Raw genomic sequence first — 15,369 nt, 5'->3', positions numbered from 1 at the left:
TCCGGGGCAACCGGGGAGAAGGGGATTGAACCGTTCTCGCCGCCTTTTTAAACTTTCAGTGCACCCTCGGCGGGCCGAGCCTGGGCGCAATCGTCGTCACCGCACCGTCACCAGGGAATGTGAGCCAGATGTCCGAGGAGCTGGGCGATCGCGAGAAGGAAGTCCTCCGTGCCGTCGTGCAGGAGTACATCACGACGGGCGGGCCCGTGGGCAGCCAACACCTCGCGCGCAAGCCCGAGTTCGACGTGTCCTCGGCCACGCTGCGCAACGTGCTGGCGGACCTGGAGGAACTCGGCTTTCTCGAGAAGCCCCACACCTCGGCTGGCCGGGTGCCCACGGACCGCGGCTACCGCTTCTACGTGGACACCCTGGTGCGCCTGAAGGATCCCGGCCCGCGCGATCGCGAGCTCATCCACGCGGGGCTCACCCACGAGGCGGGCATGGAGGAGCTGCTGTCGGAGGCCTCGCGCCTCCTGCACGCGCTCACCCGGCACGCGGGCGTCGTCGTCACCCCGCGCCCGGACGCCGCCGTGTTCCACCGCATCGAGTTCGTGCGCCTGCGCGAGGATCGCGTCCTCGCCATCCTCGTGGGGCAGAACGGCCAGGTGCAGAACAAGCTCCTCACGGTGGACTTCCCCGTCACCTCGGACGAGCTGCTCAAGGCGAGCAACTACCTGTCCGAGCTGCTGCACGAGGTGACGCTGGAGGAGGCGCGCGAGCGCATCCGCTCCGAGCTGGACCACGAGCAGGCGCTCTACAACGCGCTCACGGCCAAGGCGCTCAAGCTGGGCGCGGCGGCCACGGATCTCCAGACGGGCGAGCGCGTGCTCATCGAGGGCACGGGCTCGTTCCTGGAGCAGCCCGAGTTCGCCGATGTCGAGCGCATGCGCGCGCTCTTCAAGGCGCTCGGGGAGAAGCACAAGCTCCTGTCGCTGCTCGACCGGGTACAGCGCGCGCGCGAGATGCAGATCTTCATCGGCACCGAGAGCGACTTCTCCTCGGCGGGCGATGTGTCCGTCATCGCGAGCCCCTACGGCAGCCGCGAGCAGGTGCTGGGCACGGTGGGGGTCATCGGGCCCACGCGGATGAACTACCAGCGCATCATCCCCCTGGTGAACTTCACCGCGCAGGCGCTCTCGCTGGCGCTCGACAAGGCGTAGGCCCCCCGGGCGATCGGGCCGCTCCCGGGCTTCCTCAGTGGGGTCCGGCCGGGTGCGCGGGCACGAAGACGCGCAGGGCCGAGGGCACTATTTCGAAGCGCACGGGCGTCTGGCCAATCATCTCCCCGTCCGCGTTGACGTCCTGCGGGGGGGTGGCCTCCACGAGCATGCGCGGTCCGCTCACCGCCTTGACGGCGGGGTGGGCCAGGTGCTCGCCCCGGCGCACGGTGAGGGCCACGCGCGCCAGCGTGGACATGTCCTGCATGTGTCCGAGCCCCGTGCCCTCGCGGCCCGCCTCGGCCGAGGGCGCCGAGATGACGTAGGCGTCCAGCAGATGATCATCGAGCGTGGCGTCGGGCGTCACCATGTTGCCCGCGCCGTGGTAGCGGCCATTGCCCACCACGAGCTGGAGCACGTTCTGCTCCAGCTCCTCCGTGTCGGTCACCACGCGGACGCGGAAGGGGTGGTGCTCCCAGAGTTCGGCGGCGGCGGCCACGGGGTAGGCGAGCTTGCCCACGCGGCGCTTGAGCTCGGGGGTGAGCCGCCGGGCGATGGCCGAGGCCAGGCCGAGGCTCACCGCGTTGAGGAAGGGATGGCCGTTGGCGAGCCCCACGTCCACGCGCGCGCTGTAGCCCGCGGCGATGACGTCGCAGGCGGCCTCCAGCGTGGGCTCGATGCCGAGCGAGCGCGCGAAGTCGTTGCCCGTGCCCAGTGGCAGCACGCCGAGCGTCACGTCCTGGCCGAGCAGGGGCTTGATGGCGCAGTTGAGCGTCCCATCTCCGCCGCCCACGAGGATGCGCCGCACGCCGCCCGCCACGGCCTCGCGCAGCAACTGCTCCATCTGCTCGTGGTCCTGGACCTCGTGGCTGGCCGTCAGGCGGACACCCCGGGCCTCGAGCGCGGCGAGCGTGGCCGACAAGGCCTCCCCGCCCATGCGCGAGTTGGGATTGAGCAGCAGGATCGCGGGCCCCTCATCGAGGGAGACTCGCTCGGGGCTCGCGCGGAGCGCGGCATCTGAATGCATCTCGCTGTTCATGCCCATTCAAGCTGTGCATGGGACCGCGGTCCAGCCAGCCGACCCCTGGGAATCCAGCCGGTGTGCAGTCATCCACTCCCAGGCACACCGGCTCACCGAGCGGGAGGAGCGCGCCACCTGCCCGCTCCTCCTCCCGTCGTCTCTCCTCGTCAGCGCGACTCCTCGTCCTTGGAGGACAGGGACTCGGCCGTCCACGGCCACGTGTTGGGCGAGGACTCGTAGCGGGCCAGCAGCTCCGCGGGATCCTTGTAGATGTCACGGCAGCCCGCCGTGCGCAGGTCGTCCTCGGGGAAGCCGCCGCAGCGCAGCCCCACGCTGGCCAGCCCCAGCTTGCCCGCGGCCAGCGCGTCGAAGGGCGTGTCGCCAATCACCACCACGCTGTGGGGATCCGGCCGGCCCAGCCGCTCCATCGCCACGTCGAAGATGTCCGGATTGGGCTTCGTCTTCGACACGTCACCCTTGGACGTCTCGCCGTGGGTGAGCCCCTCGATGCGGCACAGGCGGATGTAGCGCTCCAGCTCGTCCTCGTTGGCGCTCGAGGCGAGCACCAGCTTCAGCCCATCCTGGCGCAGCTGCTGGAACAGCTCGCGTACCTGTGGGAAGGGACGCAGCTTGGGCATGAACTCGCGCTTGAAGAGCGCGGCGCGGTAGTCGCTCAGCTCCTGGCCGAACTTCTCCAGCTCGTCCTCGGTGAAGAAGACGGGCAGCAGTTGATCCGCGCCCTTGCCAATCTGACTGCGCACGTGAGCGAAGGGCACGTCCCGACCGAACTCCAGGAAGGCACGTCGCCAGGCCTCGGCGTGCTCGTCCACGGAATCCACCAACGTGCCGTCCACATCGAAGATGACGTTCTGCACCAGCGCCATACCGTCGCACTCCTTCCGGGAGAAGGTGGGGATGGCCCCGAAGGGGTTCAACCCGGAATGATGCGCTACGGGCCCTCTTGCGGAGCGAATGTCTTGGAGCCGACATCGTAACCCCCCGGAGCGGTGAGCACGAAGGTCTCCGCGGGCAGCACGGGGTTGAGTTCCACGCGGGTGAGGACGGTCTGGGCCACCTGCTGTGCGCCTGCCCACTGAGTCAGCCGCCGGGGGACACACAACTCCAGGCCCGGCTCGCACTGCTCCTCCTCCACTCGGAGCTCCGAGAGCGCCTCGCCGCTGCGCATGCGCTTGCCGAGGAAGTCCAGGGCGGGCCAGCGCAGCACGTACGTCACCTCCACGTCACTGCCCGTGGGCTTCACCGTCAGCTCCACGGCCTCGGGGCCCCGCGGGTGCGCGGCGCGGCGGGCCGTCACGCCCTGGTTCGGCAACAGCGGCGCGCGGAAGCCCTCGGGGACGAAGGGGGAGAAGAGCTGGGTGAGCACGCCCATGCGCTGCTCGGGCGTGAGCGTGTCCTCGTAGGTGAAGAAGCGGCGCGCCCCGTCATCGCGCTCCACCAGGCGCTCGCCGTCCCAGGCGAAGGTGCGCGAGGCGGGCGCCCCGAGCGTGCCCAGCATCCTGAGCGGGGCGCGGTAGGCGAACTGGAAGTCCATCGTCTGGCTCCCCTCGGTCGCCGTGCCCGCGAGCACGTAGCTGGTGAGCTTGCCGTCGCGCGTGGCCAGGCGTTGCCGCACGCCCGCCAGCAGGGCGGACGGATCTTCTCCCCGGCGGCAGCCGGTGAGCACGAGCAGGACGAGGAAGAGGAAGCGAGCGGGCATGTGCATGGGCCCAAACAGAAGAAGGCCCCACTGTCGCCAGCGGGGCCTTCGTTGAACCCTCCGTGGAAGACGGAGAGTCGGGGACTACTTCACCGCCACGCCGGTGGCCGTGGACAGCGGGAAGGCGAGGATGGTGCCGGTGAGGGCGAAGATGCCGTGACGCGGCGTGGTGTTGGCGTTGAGCAGCTGCACCTTGTTGCCGCCCATGGCCTTGGCCTCGCTGACCAGCAGCCGGTTCACCACCGTGTCCAGGTCGCTCTGCACCAGGTCGATGACGTGGAAGATGGCGGTCAGGCCGAGGGCGGTGCCCTGGATGACGGCGATGGGCTCGCCACCGGTGGCGGCCACTTCATTGCCGGAAACCACCGCGGTCTCCACGCTGGTGCACGCCACGAGACCGCTCGCCAGAACCGCCGCAACAATCGCCTTCTTCATCGTATGTTTCCTCCGAAACGCTCAGGCTCAGAGCCCCCGTCGCATGAAGCAAGCCCTCGACGAGTTGCTCGGCCTTCGAGTGGCGTGGGGGTCGTAGCAAAGGCCGCTTTCAAGTCAAGCAATGGATGGGCGTATTGAAATGCCCGGAACGGGTTGCTACCCCGTGACTTCCCATGGAGCGCGTCACCGTCCGTCCCGCCACCCACCGTCTCTGGCTCCACCTGCTGCTCTTCGTGCTCACGGTGGGGACGACGTCCTTCACCTTCGATCGCGCCTTCCCCACGGGCCCCCTGCCGGACGCCGCGCGGCTCGCGCACGCGCTCACCTTCAGCGCCGCGCTGCTGTCCATCCTCGGCGCGCACGAGATGGGGCACTACGTGCTGGCGCGCCTGCATGGGGTGGACGTGTCGCTGCCCTACTTCATCCCGCTGCCCTACCTGGGCGTGGGCACGCTGGGCGCCGTCATCCGCATCCGCGCCCCCATCCCCACCCGCAACGCGCTGGTGGACATCGGGGCGGCCGGGCCCCTCGCCGGACTGGCGGTGGCGCTTCCCCTGCTCGTCTGGGGCCTGGCCCACTCCGAGTGGATCGACGCCCCCCCGGTGACCGATAGCGACTTCCCCGGCTCCACCTCGCTGTGGAACCTGGGGCGTCTGGCCGTGGAGTGGGCCGGGGCGCAACTCTCGCTCCTGCCCACCCCTCCCGAGGAGCCCTTCTTCGGCCACCAGGCCATCATCTTCAGTGACAGCCTGCTCATGCGCGGCCTCAAGGCGCTGGTGCTCGGGCCCCTGCCGCCCGGCCGGGACATCCAGGAGCACCCGGTGGTCATCGCCGGCTGGTTCGGCCTGCTGGTGACGGTGCTCAACCTCATGCCCGTGGGCCAGTTCGATGGCGGACACATGGCCTACGCCCTCTGGGGCCCTCGCGCCCGGTGGGTGGGCAAGGCCATGGCGCTGGTGCTTCTTTTCCTCACCCTCTTCTACACCGTCACCTGGGCGGTCTGGCTCCTGGTCGCCACCAAACTGGTGGGCTTTGGTCATCCCGCGCTCACCCGCCCCGCCGAGCCTTTGAGCTTCGGGCGAAAGCTGGTGTGCGCGCTATGCTTCCTCGCCCTGGCGGGGTGTGCCATGCCCGTGCCTATCCGGATGGTGATCTGGTGAAGTACTTCTGTGAGGCGTGTGAGCGGCTCGTTCCCCCGGCGGCGTTCCGGGTGGAAGACGGTCTGCTCGTGCTCAAGTGCTCGCGCTGCAAGGTGGAGATGCGCGGCGCCATCGAGCAGGACGAGGGTGCTGCCCCGGCACCGGCCGCCAGGAAGTCGGACAAGTCGGACGGGGGCGGGCCCATCATCGCGCTCGGACAGGACGAGGCCGAGCCGGATCCCATCGAGAACGAGCCCACCCGGCGCATGGCGGTGCCCGCGGAGCTGCTCCAGGCCATCGAGGCGGAGGCCCGGGAGAACCGCCGCAAGAAGGAGAAGGGCTCCTCCAAGGAGAACAAGGACAAGGGGCCGGTGCTGGAGCCCACGCAGGACAAGGCGGCCGAGCCCGTGAAGCCGCCCGAGCCCGTGAAGGTGGCCGAGTTCCTCAAGGCGCCCGCGAAGACGTCCGAGTCCGGGGCCGCCAAGGACAAGTCCTCCCGTCCGTCGGCGTCGGATTCGTCCGCGGCGAACCTGACGGTGCTGCGCTTGTCGGACGTCCAGTCGCCGCGCACGCGCACGCCGACCGAGTCTCCGTCCGCGCCCCCGTCCGAGCCGCCGCCCGTGGCTGCTCCGCCCCCGGCGCAGGGCGCGCGGGCCTCGAGCACCTCGTTGCGCGTGGTGCGCGACACCGGCTCCATGCCCCCGGTGGGCTCGGGCTCCTCGGCGCCGGAGGACGCCTTCATGCCCCCGGCGGGCTTCTGTCCCAAGTGCATCGGGACGCGCAAGGAGGGCTCGGTGGTGTGTCCCTTCTGCGGACTGGACTTCGCGCGCTACCGGCAGGACGACTTCCGCCCCTCGCCCGTGGTGTCCTCCACGTGGCTGGGCGTGCTGGAGCTGTGGGACAGCAAGAGCGCCCATGACAAGGTGCTCGCGCTGGCGTCGGAGCGCGGGGAGCTGCCGGCGCTCGGCCGGCTCTACCGCATCCGCCTGGCGCGCCAGCCCGAGGACGCCATGGCGCTGCGCGGGCGCGAGGAGGTGCTGCGGCTGGCCTCGGCCGGCTCGGTCCTCCTGGCCACGCCGCCGCCGGACAAGGGCACGAAGTTCCGCATGGCCGCGCTGGGTGTCTTCCTCTTCATGCTGCTCATCCTGCTGGTGGCCATGGGCGTGCGCGTGTGGAAGCTCACCTTCGGGGCTCCGTAAACCCGGTGCGCGACGCCCACGCCATCGATCTGTCGTGGCTGCTGCGCCTGCGCTGGGGCGCCATCATCGGCCAGGTGGCGCTCGTGCTGGGGGTGCACTTCGGCCTGGGCCTGCCCCAGCGGCTCGTGCCCCTGTTCGCCACCATCGCCGTGGCGGTGGCGAGCAACACGGCCCTGGCCCTGTGGGAGCGGCGGCGCGAGCGCGCTCCCCCCGAGGTGGTGCCCGCGGCGGTGATGGCCCTGGACGTGGTGCTGCTCACGGTGCTGCTGGCGCTCAGCGGCGGTGCCTTCAACCCCTTCAGCGCGATGTACATCGTGCACATCGCGCTCTCGGCGGTGGTGCTGCGCGCCAGATGGACGTGGGCGCTCACCGCCCTGGCCATCATCTGCTTCGGCGTGCTCTTCGTGGACACGCCCCATCACCACATCCACGACATGCGCATGCACCTGCAGGGCATGTGGGCGGCGTTCGCGCTGGCCGCGGCCTTCATCGTCTACTTCGTGCGGCGGGTGACGGGGGCCCTGTCGGCGCGCGAGGCGGAGCTGGTGGCGGCGCGCGCGGCCTCGGCGCGTCACGACAAGCTCACCGCGCTGGCCACGCTCGCGGCGGGTGCCGCGCATGAGCTGTCCACGCCCCTGTCCACCATCGCCGTGGTGGCGCGTGAGCTGGAGCGTCACCTGCCCCGCTCCCCCGATGCGGCCGGCTCGCTCGAGGACGTCCAGCTCATCCGCGCCCAGGTGGCGCGCTGCCGCGACATCCTCGCGCAGATGGCCGCCGACGCGGGCGCCAGTCAGGGCGAGGCGCTGGGCTCGCGCGCGCCCGCGTCCCTGGTGGAGGAGGCCCTCGGTGGGTTGCCCGGCAGCGAGCGGGTGCGCGTGGAGATGGAGGAGCGCGCCCGGCACGAGCGCACGCTCGTCCCCGCGCAGACCTTCGTCCGGGCGCTGCGCGGCGTGGTGAAGAACGCCCTGCAGGCCTCGCCGCCAGAGGCGCCCGTGCACCTGCGCCTGACGTGCGGGCCGGAGGCGTGGCGGCTGTCGGTGGAGGACTCGGGCGCGGGCATGCCGCCCGAGGTGCTCGCGCGCGCCGGGGAGCCCTTCTTCACCACCAAGGCGCCCGGTGAGGGCATGGGGCTCGGGCTCTTCCTCACGCGCGCCATGCTGGATGGACTGGGCGGACAGCTCTCGCTCCAGTCCACGCCGGGCCAGGGCACGCGCGTGGTGCTGACCTGGCCCGTGGCCGGGGTGCGACAATCCGCCGCGTTGTCTCCGGGCTCCTCCTGGACGCAAGTGGCGCCATGACGAGTCCCAACTCCCACCCGTCTTCCGCTCCCACGTTGTTGCTCGTGGACGACGAGGCGGTGTTCCGTGAGCGCCTGGCCCGCGCCTTCCGCGAGCGTGGCTTCGAGGTGGGCACCGCCGGCTCCTACGAGGAGGCGCTCGCCCTGGCTTCGCGCGAGTCGCCCGAGGTGGCGGTGGTGGACCTGCGCATGCCCGGCCGCGGGGGCCTGGAGCTCGTGCGCGCCCTGCACGCGCTGGATGGCTCCACCCGCATCATCGTCCTCACCGGCTACGGCAGCATCGCCACCGCGGTGGAGGCGATGAAGCTCGGCGCGTTCAACTACCTGCCCAAGCCCGCGGACGTGGATGATCTGCTGCTGGCTTTCTCTCGCGGCCCGGGCGAGGCCGCCCACGTGACGGAGGACTTCCAACCTCCCTCGCTCGCCCGCGCCGAGTGGGAGCACATCCAGCGCGTGCTCTCCGACTGTGGGGGCAACATCTCCGAGGCGGCGCGGCGGCTCGGCCTTCATCGGCGCTCGTTGCAACGCAAGTTGCAGAAATACCCGCCGGCTCAATAGGAGAGCGGAGGGCTTCGTCTCAGGCCTTGGCCAGCTCCGCCTCGATGGCCTGGGCCAGCGCGGGGTCATCCGGGGTGGTGTCCGGAGAGAAGCGCGCCACCACGTCACCCTGGCGGTTGATGAGGAACTTCTCGAAGTTCCAGAGGATGTCGTTGCTCTTCTGCTGCTTCATGCCGTGCTTCTCCAGCCGGGCGCGCATGGAGCTGTTGGTGGGGAAGCGCGCCTCGGGGAGCGTCTCCGTCAGGTGCTGGTAGAGCGGGTGCTGGCCCTCTCCCTTGACGACGATCTTCGAGAACATGGGGAAGTCGATGCCGAACCTGGAGCGGCAGAACTCCTGGATCTCCGTGTTGGTGCCCGGCTCCTGGGCGCCGAACTCATTGGCGGGAAAGCCCATCACCACCAGTCCCCGGGCCTGGTAGTTCTTGTAGAGCTTCTCCAGGCCGTCGTACTGGGGCGTCAGGCCGCACTGCGAGGCCACGTTGACCACCAGGAGCACCTTGCCCTTGAAGGCGGCCAGCGAGGTCTCGGTTCCGTCGATGCGCTTGAGCGGCAGGTTCGCGATCTTCTCGTTCATGGAGGTTCTTCCCTTCGGTGAGAGGGTGGGTCCGACTGTGAAGGCCACTCAGGCGGGAGGACGGCGGCCCTGGACGATGCGGAGGAACGAGCGGCCGCGCAGCTCCTCCAACGTCAGGCCCGTGGCGCGCGCTTCCTCCTCGGTGACGGCGCCGCAGGCCAGGCCGCGCAGGAAGGAGTTGAGCAGCCCCTGGCCCGTGGCCGCGTCGTCGAACACCTCGCCGAGCCGCGTGGCCTGGGCCGCTTTCTCCACGAAGGACTTGAGCCGGCGCGAGGCCTCGTCCAGTCCCTCCAGGAAGAAGGCGTACACGGTCGCGTAGCGCACCGGGAGCTGGGCCGGGTGCAGATCCCACCCCTGGTAGAAGCCGCGCTCCAGCGCGTGGCGCGTGTTCGTGTACATCCGCCGCCACGCGCGGTGCACCACCTGGCGGTTCTCCTCGCGCTGGGCCTCGGTGAGCGGGTGCGCTCCCGGCTTGTGGGGCGCCACCGGCAGCACGTTCGTCGGGCCATCCGAGAGCGCCACGTCACTGCCCGCCAGCGACACCTGCATCACGTTCCGGGCGAAGTCGCATGCCGGGTGCGAGAGGTCCTGCTGTGCCGCGGTGATGTGGAGCGAGGCCGTGTAGTCATACGGCCCGAGGTGTGCCGCCACACAGCGTCCATGCGCCGCCTCCACGAGCGCGGGCAGCGCGAGGCGTCCGTCCGGCGTGTAGAGCGCCCGGGGCGTCTCCACCATCAACTCCAGCTTCAGCGCTCCGGGCTCCAGGCCGTGGTCCGTCTCCAGCAGCTCCAGCATGCGCACGAGTGCCGTCACCTCCTGGGGCAGGGAGACCTTGGGCAGGGTGACGACGAACCCCGGTGGCAGCCGTCCCCCCGTGCGCTCCAGGAGCGTGCCGATGAAGAGTCCGAGCGTGCGCGCGCTCCGGTCGAACAGCTCCTCGCTCAGTGCCTTGATGCGGATGCCGAGGAAGGGCGGCAGGGTGCCGTTCGCGAGGCCCCGGGCCACCTCGGTGGCGGCGGTGAGGGCATGGCCATCCTCCTCCCCGTCCGGGCGGTGCCCATAGCCGTCCTCGAAGTCGATGCGGAAGTCCTCCACCGGCTCACGCTCGAGCTTGGTGAGCACGCGCGCGTGGACCCGTTCGGCCAGGGCTTCGTCCAGACCGAGACACGCGGCGAGCGCGCGACCATCCGGAGCGTACTCGCGCAGCGCGGTCATGGCCGTGCGTCCCATCTTCTGGGGCGTCTGCGCGGTGAAGAGGTGGGCGCCGCCGTACATCGTGTGCACGGGCTGCCGGCGCGGGGTGGCCTCCGGGTGGAGGCGCTCATACGCCAGGTGGGCGTGGGCCAACGCCGCGCGGGTGATGGCGAGTCGCTCGATGGAGAGGGGAGAGCTCATGGCGAGAGGTCAGCTCCCCCGGTAGGTGGAGTAGCCGAAGGGACTGAGCAGCAGGGGGACGTGGTAGTGCTCCTCGGGCGCGGTGAGCTCGAACACCACGGAGACATACGGATAGAAGCCACGCAGGGCGTGGGCGCGGAAGTACTCGCCGGTGTGGAACGTCATCCGGTAGACGCCGGGCTCCAGCCGGGTGCCGGTGGGCAGGAAGTCGCGCACGCGGCCATCGGCGTTGGTGGTGCCCCGGGTCAGCTCGCGCCAGCCCTCGGCGGACTGGAACTCCAGGGTGATGGGGACGCCCGCCGCCGGGCGGCCCGACTGCGTGTCGAGGACGTGGGTGGACAGGGTGCTCATGGGGACGAGAGAAGCTTCTCCAGGCGGATGCGGGTGATTTTTCCCTGCTCCCCGGCCGCGACCCGTAGCTCCTGATCCGGCGGGTTGTTCATGCGCTCGCGCAACAGGCCGAGCATCTCGCTGGCGCTCTTGCCCGTGGCGCACACGAGGAAGATGAAGCCGAAGCGCGCCTCGTACTCGCGGTTGCCGTCGGCGAGCGCTTGAATCACGTCCTCGCCCGCGCCCCGCATGCCCTGCTGCTCCTGCTCGCTCCAGGCGCCGGTGGCCTTGAACTTCTCGCGCAGCCGCGACACGTCGCCGATGCGCGGGTGGTGCGTCATCGCCTCGCGCCAGTCCTCGGGCCCCGTCTGGGCCCAGAGCGCCTCGGCGCGCTCGTACAGGGCCGCCTCGCTCGCGAAGGGCCGCGCCCGGGTCATCGCCTCGGCCCAGCGCGTCGAGCCGCAGCAGCGCGAGAACTCCACCTGGGCCTGCTCGGCGGGCTGCCCGTTGAGCCACGCGAGCCGGCTCACGCCGCCCGTCCGTGCACCCGGAGTCGGCTGATGCCTCCGTCCGGGAAGATGTTGAGCCGCACGTGGGTGAAGGGGCCCTTCTCGCGCAGCTCCTGCTCGTAGAAGTGGCGGTGGCTCGCCTGGAGCTTGGTGCGCGGGAGGATCTCCTGCCAGGTGATGTCCTTCGCGTTGGCGAAGTCGAGGATGTCTTCCTTGAGGAAGCAGCCCTCCAGCGAGCAGGTGTCGGGGAAGTTGCCCTTGAAGTGGTTGGTGTCCACCTCCACGCGCTGCACGGTGCCGGCGGTGGCGAGCTTCACGACGATCCAGTCGAAGCCCGGCACGCGCTTGCGGCGCGTCTCCCAGCCATCGCCCATGGTGGGCGCGCGGCCGGGGAGGATGAGGTTGTCCTTGGGACCGAAGAAGGAGTCGTTGCAGGTGACGACGATGCCGCCGTTCTCCGCCGCGGCCAGGTCCACCAGCTCGCTTCCGCGCAGCTTCTCCAGGTCCGGCCGTACCACGCCGTGCACGCGGAAGCGCGCCACACCGCCATCTGGGAAGATGTTCAGGCGCAGGTGCGTCCAGCGCGCCTCGCTCGCCACGGGGAGGTAGTTCTGCGTGCCGCCGTGGAGCTTCGTCTTCGGGACGATGGGCGTCCACGCGGCGTCCACGAGCGACTCGGGCGTGGCCTCACCCCGCACCTCGAGCGCGTCCACCGAGGCGTACTCGGGGAAGTTGCCGAGGAAGTGGTTGGTGTCGACGTTCACGCCGCGGATGGTGCCGGGCAGGCCGAGCTGGAGGATGCAGAAGTCATGGCCCGGCACGCGCTTGCGGCGCGTCTCCCAGCCGTCCATCCACTTGCCGAACTCGGTGTACTTGTCGGGGATGAAGACGCCGCGCCCTGGCTTGAGCAGGTTCTCCTTGGGGGCGAAGAACTCGTCGTTGGCGTAGAGGGCGCGGCCGCCGACCTTCTCGGCGGCCAGATCGATGAGCTCGGCGAAGGCGACGCGCACCTTGCCTTCCTCGGGTGTCTGCATGGTGGGGCTTCTCCTCGGAGGGGGGCTACCTTAGTCCACGCGCCGCGCCGTGGAAGGGCGGCGAATCCACCGGCCCGTGGGAGCCGGCGGCGGCTCGCCCCGAGTGTGGACCTTCTGACCTCGCACCCAGGTGTGCTCCACCACGCCCACCAGCGCACGGCCCGCGTAGGGGGTGAGCTTGTGGCGGTGCAGCACGCCCGAGGCGTCGGGGGTGAAGGAGGCGTCGGGGTCGAAGACGAGCAGGTCCGCGTCCGCGCCCGGGGTGAGCGAGCCCTTCACGCCCGTGAGGCCGGTGAGCCGGGCGGGCGCGTGGCACATCCAGCGCACGAGCTGCTCGAGCCCCTGGCCGCGCTCGCGCATGCCGGTCCACACGGCGGGCAGGCTGAACTGGAGCGACGCGATGCCACCCCAGGCGCGGCCGAAGTCACCGTGCTCCAGGTGCTTGAGGGCGGGGGTGCAGGGCGAGTGGTCGGACACCACCATGTCGATGTCGCCGCGCGCGAGGCCGGCCCAGAGCTTCTCGCGGTTCTCCGACTCGCGGATGGGGGGCGCGCACTTGAACCAGGTGGCGCCGTCGGGGATGTGCTCCGCGTCGAAGGTGAGGTAGTGCGGACACGTCTCCACGGTGAAGGGCAGGCCCTCCTTCTTGGCGGAGGCGATCTCCCCGAGCGCGTCCGAGGAGGACAGGTGCACGATGTGCACGGGGCCGCGGTGCTCGCGGCACAGCTCCACCATCATGTGGATGGCGTCGTCCTCCCACTTGCGCGGGCGCGAGGCGAGGTAGCTCCGGTAGGTGCGCGTGTCGCCCTTGGGCGGCTCTTCCGAGGCCGTCAGCTCCGCGTGGACGATGAGGGGCACGCCCCGGCGCGCGAGGATGGGCATGGCGCGCTCGAGGTCCTCGCGCGTCACGTGGGGGAACTCGTCCACGCCGGAGTGGATGAGGAAGCATTTGAAGCCGGCGACGCCCGCGTCGATCATCGCGTCCAGCTCGCCCGAGTTGCCGGGGATGACGCCGCCCCAGAAGCCGTAGTCGATGGCGCAGTGACGCTCGGCGGCGGCGGCCTTCTGGGCGAGCGCCTCGCGCGAGGTGGTGGCGGGGATGGAGTTGAGCGGCATGTCCACCACGGTGGTGATGCCGCCGGCGGCCGCGGCGCGCGTGGCCGTCTCGAAGCCTTCCCACTCGGTGCGTCCGGGCTCGTTGATGTGGGCGTGGCTGTCCACCACGCCGGGCATGATGACCTTCTGCCCCACGTCCGTCACGGGCAGCCCCGCGGGCACGTCCTCGGGGCCCACCACGGCGGCCACCTTGCCGTCGCGCACCACCACGGCGGCCGGGCGCACGCCCGTGTCCGTGACGACGCGCTCGCCGCGCAATACCCAATCCTGGCTCATGGCTCGAACTCCTTCAGGTCGAACTTCATCAGCGAGTCGAAGTAGGCGTCCTTGTCCTCGAGGTACAGCTGCCGGGTGATGCCCGCGACGAGCCTGGGCAGGCTGTACTTCATGCCGGAGATGCTCGCGCCGCCGAAGCCGAGCGAGAGCAGACAGCCGAAGGTGTAGTTGAAGACCGAGCCGAGGTAGGGGGCGCGGCCGGGGACCTTCTCCTGGAACTCGAAGCCGGGGCCCAGGTAGGGGTGGCGGGCGAGGTCCGTGTGAGCCTCCTGGGGAGGCGGGGTGTAGCGGTCCTTCCACAGGGCGATGTCGCCGACGAGGTGGGCCAGCTCCGGGCGCAGCGACAGGTCCGTCACCGTGCCGCTGCCGACGATGAGCTTGTCGAAGGTGAAGGTGGCGTGGGGGGTGGTGACCTGGGCTTTTCCATCCACGGCCTGGACATCCTGCCAGGGGCTCTCCGCGTGGAGGAAGAAGTGGGGGAGGGCGCGGGCGCGGTGGTAGGTGTCGTGCGGGGGGAGCTGTCCCATTTCGAGGATGCGGCGGATGAAGCGCCAGCGGTCCGCGTCCGGCAGGTCGGCGTGGTGCTTGAGGAAGCCGACGAACTCGGCCCAGCGGTAGGCGTTGACGGTGGGCAGCGTCTTGCGGCGGTAGAAGAGGTGCACCTCGGCGGCGCCGCGCTCCAGGGCGACGGAGGCGTTGTCGAAGGCCGAGGCGCCCGCGCCGAGCACGCCGATGCGCTTGCCGCGCAGGGCCTCGAAGTCGATGTCATCGCGGGTGTGGAGCCAGAGCTCGCGGGGCAGGCGGGCCACGTTGGCGGGAGTCTCCCAGCGGCCCGAGCCGTCGATGCCGGTGGCGAGCACCACCTTGCGCGCCAGCAGCGTCTCCTCGGGGGCGTCCTGGGGGCCGTTCTTGTCGGTGGAGCGGACGGGGGCGGCGAAGCAGCGCTCCTCGGGGAGCCAGGACAGGGCACCCACGCGGGTGTGACTGCGCACGGGGATGGAGAGGACGTGGCGGTACCAGTGGAGGTAGTCGGCCCAGAGCTCCTTGGGGACGAAGCCCACGGCCTTCCAGGCGTCCTCGCCGAACTGGGCCTCGTACCAGGTCTGGAAGCAGAGGTTGGGCAGGTTGAGGTCGGGGCCGGTGAGGTGCTTGGGGGTGCGCAGGGTGTGCATGCGCGCGAACGTCTTCCAGGGGCCGGAGAGGCCCGGTGCGCAGTCGTCCACGACGAGGAGGTTGTCGACCTTCTCGCGCATGAGGCCGAAGGCGGCGGCGAGCCCGCTCTGGCCGCCGCCGATGATGAGCACGTCGAGGATGGGGCGGCCGTCGCTTGCCTGGCGGGAGAGGACCCAGGGGCGCTTGGGGTACTCGAGGCGCTCCAGGTCCCGGCGGATCGAGGCTTCGAGGGTGGACAGGCCAGACGCGGACTTCGCGGCGGGGGACGGGAGGCTCATGGGGGATTCAAATCACGCTCCGCGCCCGGGGCCAATGGCATGGGGGGGCAGTGTGGGCTGCTGGTCAGGAGGTACGGGGTGCCTGGCTCCTTGACCCCCTGGGAGGGGCTGTGGTCGGGTCCGGAGGCCGCGCCGCTCCTCGTGGCGCCCCGCTTCAGGAT

At 70.6% G+C, this 15,369-nt stretch carries 16 protein-coding genes; 5 read left to right on the top strand and 11 right to left on the bottom strand.

What is annotated here, in order from left to right:
• Window positions 1-128: 128 nt before the first annotated feature.
• Window positions 129-1,160, top strand: a complete 1,032-nt coding sequence (gene hrcA / locus CYFUS_RS47100; RefSeq protein ID WP_095991187.1) for a heat-inducible transcriptional repressor HrcA — start codon at window positions 129-131, stop codon at window positions 1,158-1,160.
• A 34-nt stretch (window positions 1,161-1,194) separates the two neighbouring features.
• On the opposite strand, the gene CYFUS_RS47095 is transcribed toward hrcA, so the two are convergent.
• The 4 genes from CYFUS_RS47095 to CYFUS_RS47080 all read right to left on the bottom strand — a co-directional run bounded on the left by CYFUS_RS47095 (window position 1,195) and on the right by CYFUS_RS47080 (window position 4,330).
• Window positions 1,195-2,196 (bottom strand): lipid kinase, encoded by a 1,002-nt coding sequence (locus CYFUS_RS47095; RefSeq protein WP_232537215.1) that lies wholly within the window; start codon window positions 2,194-2,196, stop codon window positions 1,195-1,197.
• Between the two features lie 149 nt (window positions 2,197-2,345).
• Window positions 2,346-3,056: an HAD family hydrolase gene (locus CYFUS_RS47090; RefSeq protein WP_095992646.1), complete on the bottom strand. Its 711-nt coding sequence runs from the start codon at window positions 3,054-3,056 to the stop codon at window positions 2,346-2,348.
• 71 nt (window positions 3,057-3,127) lie between these two features.
• Window positions 3,128-3,901 (bottom strand): hypothetical protein, encoded by a 774-nt coding sequence (locus CYFUS_RS47085; RefSeq protein WP_332468328.1) that lies wholly within the window; start codon window positions 3,899-3,901, stop codon window positions 3,128-3,130.
• 78 nt (window positions 3,902-3,979) lie between these two features.
• Complete coding sequence (locus CYFUS_RS47080) at window positions 3,980-4,330, bottom strand: hypothetical protein (protein WP_095991186.1); 351 nt, start codon at window positions 4,328-4,330, stop codon at window positions 3,980-3,982.
• Between the two features lie 173 nt (window positions 4,331-4,503).
• Here CYFUS_RS47080 and CYFUS_RS47075 point away from each other — a divergent pair, with 173 nt between their 5' ends.
• From CYFUS_RS47075 to CYFUS_RS47060, 4 genes are read left to right on the top strand one after another with little or no spacing between them, the layout of a single operon-like run.
• On the top strand, window positions 4,504-5,490 hold the full coding sequence (locus CYFUS_RS47075) for a site-2 protease family protein (RefSeq protein WP_095991185.1): 987 nt from the start codon (window positions 4,504-4,506) through the stop codon (window positions 5,488-5,490).
• Entirely contained in the window at window positions 5,430-6,668 is a 1,239-nt protein-coding gene (locus CYFUS_RS47070; RefSeq protein ID WP_198316375.1) for a hypothetical protein, read from the top strand. The genes CYFUS_RS47075 and CYFUS_RS47070 overlap by 61 nt, the downstream gene beginning before the upstream one ends.
• 5 nt (window positions 6,669-6,673) lie before the next feature.
• Window positions 6,674-7,966 (top strand): ATP-binding protein, encoded by a 1,293-nt coding sequence (locus CYFUS_RS47065; protein WP_095991183.1) that lies wholly within the window; start codon window positions 6,674-6,676, stop codon window positions 7,964-7,966.
• The gene (locus CYFUS_RS47060) at window positions 7,963-8,523 is read left to right on the top strand and encodes a response regulator transcription factor (protein ID WP_095991182.1); all 561 of its coding nucleotides are present in this window, start codon (window positions 7,963-7,965) and stop codon (window positions 8,521-8,523) included. The genes CYFUS_RS47065 and CYFUS_RS47060 overlap by 4 nt, the downstream gene beginning before the upstream one ends.
• Before the next feature lie 19 nt (window positions 8,524-8,542).
• On the opposite strand, the gene CYFUS_RS47055 is transcribed toward CYFUS_RS47060, so the two are convergent.
• The 7 genes from CYFUS_RS47055 to CYFUS_RS47025 are packed head-to-tail and all read right to left on the bottom strand — an operon-like array spanning window position 8,543 to window position 15,208.
• A complete protein-coding gene (locus CYFUS_RS47055; RefSeq protein WP_095991181.1) occupies window positions 8,543-9,097 on the bottom strand; it encodes a glutathione peroxidase in 555 nt (184 codons plus the stop codon).
• Between the two features lie 48 nt (window positions 9,098-9,145).
• A complete protein-coding gene (locus tag CYFUS_RS47050) occupies window positions 9,146-10,492 on the bottom strand; it encodes a DUF6986 family protein (protein ID WP_095991180.1) in 1,347 nt (448 codons plus the stop codon).
• Between the two features lie 9 nt (window positions 10,493-10,501).
• Window positions 10,502-10,843: a hydroxyisourate hydrolase gene (gene uraH, locus CYFUS_RS47045; protein ID WP_071896345.1), complete on the bottom strand. Its 342-nt coding sequence runs from the start codon at window positions 10,841-10,843 to the stop codon at window positions 10,502-10,504.
• Complete coding sequence (gene uraD / locus CYFUS_RS47040) at window positions 10,840-11,352, bottom strand: 2-oxo-4-hydroxy-4-carboxy-5-ureidoimidazoline decarboxylase (protein WP_095991179.1); 513 nt, start codon at window positions 11,350-11,352, stop codon at window positions 10,840-10,842. The genes uraH and uraD overlap by 4 nt, the downstream gene beginning before the upstream one ends.
• Window positions 11,349-12,365: an allantoicase gene (gene alc, locus CYFUS_RS47035; protein WP_095991178.1), complete on the bottom strand. Its 1,017-nt coding sequence runs from the start codon at window positions 12,363-12,365 to the stop codon at window positions 11,349-11,351. The genes uraD and alc overlap by 4 nt, the downstream gene beginning before the upstream one ends.
• Before the next feature lie 30 nt (window positions 12,366-12,395).
• Window positions 12,396-13,757: an allantoinase AllB gene (allB, locus tag CYFUS_RS47030; RefSeq protein ID WP_095991177.1), complete on the bottom strand. Its 1,362-nt coding sequence runs from the start codon at window positions 13,755-13,757 to the stop codon at window positions 12,396-12,398.
• Window positions 13,754-15,208, bottom strand: a complete 1,455-nt coding sequence (locus CYFUS_RS47025) for an FAD/NAD(P)-binding protein (protein ID WP_095991176.1) — start codon at window positions 15,206-15,208, stop codon at window positions 13,754-13,756. Before CYFUS_RS47025 ends, allB begins: the two co-directional genes overlap by 4 nt.
• Window positions 15,209-15,369: the final 161 nt, after the last annotated feature.

The organism is Cystobacter fuscus (assembly GCF_002305875.1).
GTDB classification, from domain to species: domain Bacteria; phylum Myxococcota; class Myxococcia; order Myxococcales; family Myxococcaceae; genus Cystobacter; species Cystobacter fuscus_A.
Note: the sequence above shows the minus strand (reverse complement) of the source record. Positions and strands in the feature narration are given on the sequence as shown.

Bases quoted from the DNA above. Each gene is read 5' to 3' on its own strand.
- hrcA (WP_095991187.1), top strand. From the start codon at position 129: ATGTCCGAGGAGCTGGGCGATCGCGAGAAGGAAGTCCTCCGTGCCGTC.
- CYFUS_RS47095 (WP_232537215.1), bottom strand. From the start codon at position 2,196: ATGAACAGCGAGATGCATTCAGATGCCGCGCTCCGCGCGAGCCCCGAG.
- CYFUS_RS47085 (WP_332468328.1), bottom strand. From the start codon at position 3,901: ATGCACATGCCCGCTCGCTTCCTCTTCCTCGTCCTGCTCGTGCTCACC.
- CYFUS_RS47080 (WP_095991186.1), bottom strand. From the start codon at position 4,330: ATGAAGAAGGCGATTGTTGCGGCGGTTCTGGCGAGCGGTCTCGTGGCG.
- CYFUS_RS47075 (WP_095991185.1), top strand. From the start codon at position 4,504: ATGGAGCGCGTCACCGTCCGTCCCGCCACCCACCGTCTCTGGCTCCAC.
- CYFUS_RS47070 (WP_198316375.1), top strand. From the start codon at position 5,430: ATGCTTCCTCGCCCTGGCGGGGTGTGCCATGCCCGTGCCTATCCGGAT.
- CYFUS_RS47060 (WP_095991182.1), top strand. From the start codon at position 7,963: ATGACGAGTCCCAACTCCCACCCGTCTTCCGCTCCCACGTTGTTGCTC.
- CYFUS_RS47055 (WP_095991181.1), bottom strand. From the start codon at position 9,097: ATGAACGAGAAGATCGCGAACCTGCCGCTCAAGCGCATCGACGGAACC.
- CYFUS_RS47050 (WP_095991180.1), bottom strand. From the start codon at position 10,492: ATGAGCTCTCCCCTCTCCATCGAGCGACTCGCCATCACCCGCGCGGCG.
- uraH (WP_071896345.1), bottom strand. From the start codon at position 10,843: ATGAGCACCCTGTCCACCCACGTCCTCGACACGCAGTCGGGCCGCCCG.
- alc (WP_095991178.1), bottom strand. From the start codon at position 12,365: ATGCAGACACCCGAGGAAGGCAAGGTGCGCGTCGCCTTCGCCGAGCTC.
- allB (WP_095991177.1), bottom strand. From the start codon at position 13,757: ATGAGCCAGGATTGGGTATTGCGCGGCGAGCGCGTCGTCACGGACACG.
- CYFUS_RS47025 (WP_095991176.1), bottom strand. From the start codon at position 15,208: ATGAGCCTCCCGTCCCCCGCCGCGAAGTCCGCGTCTGGCCTGTCCACC.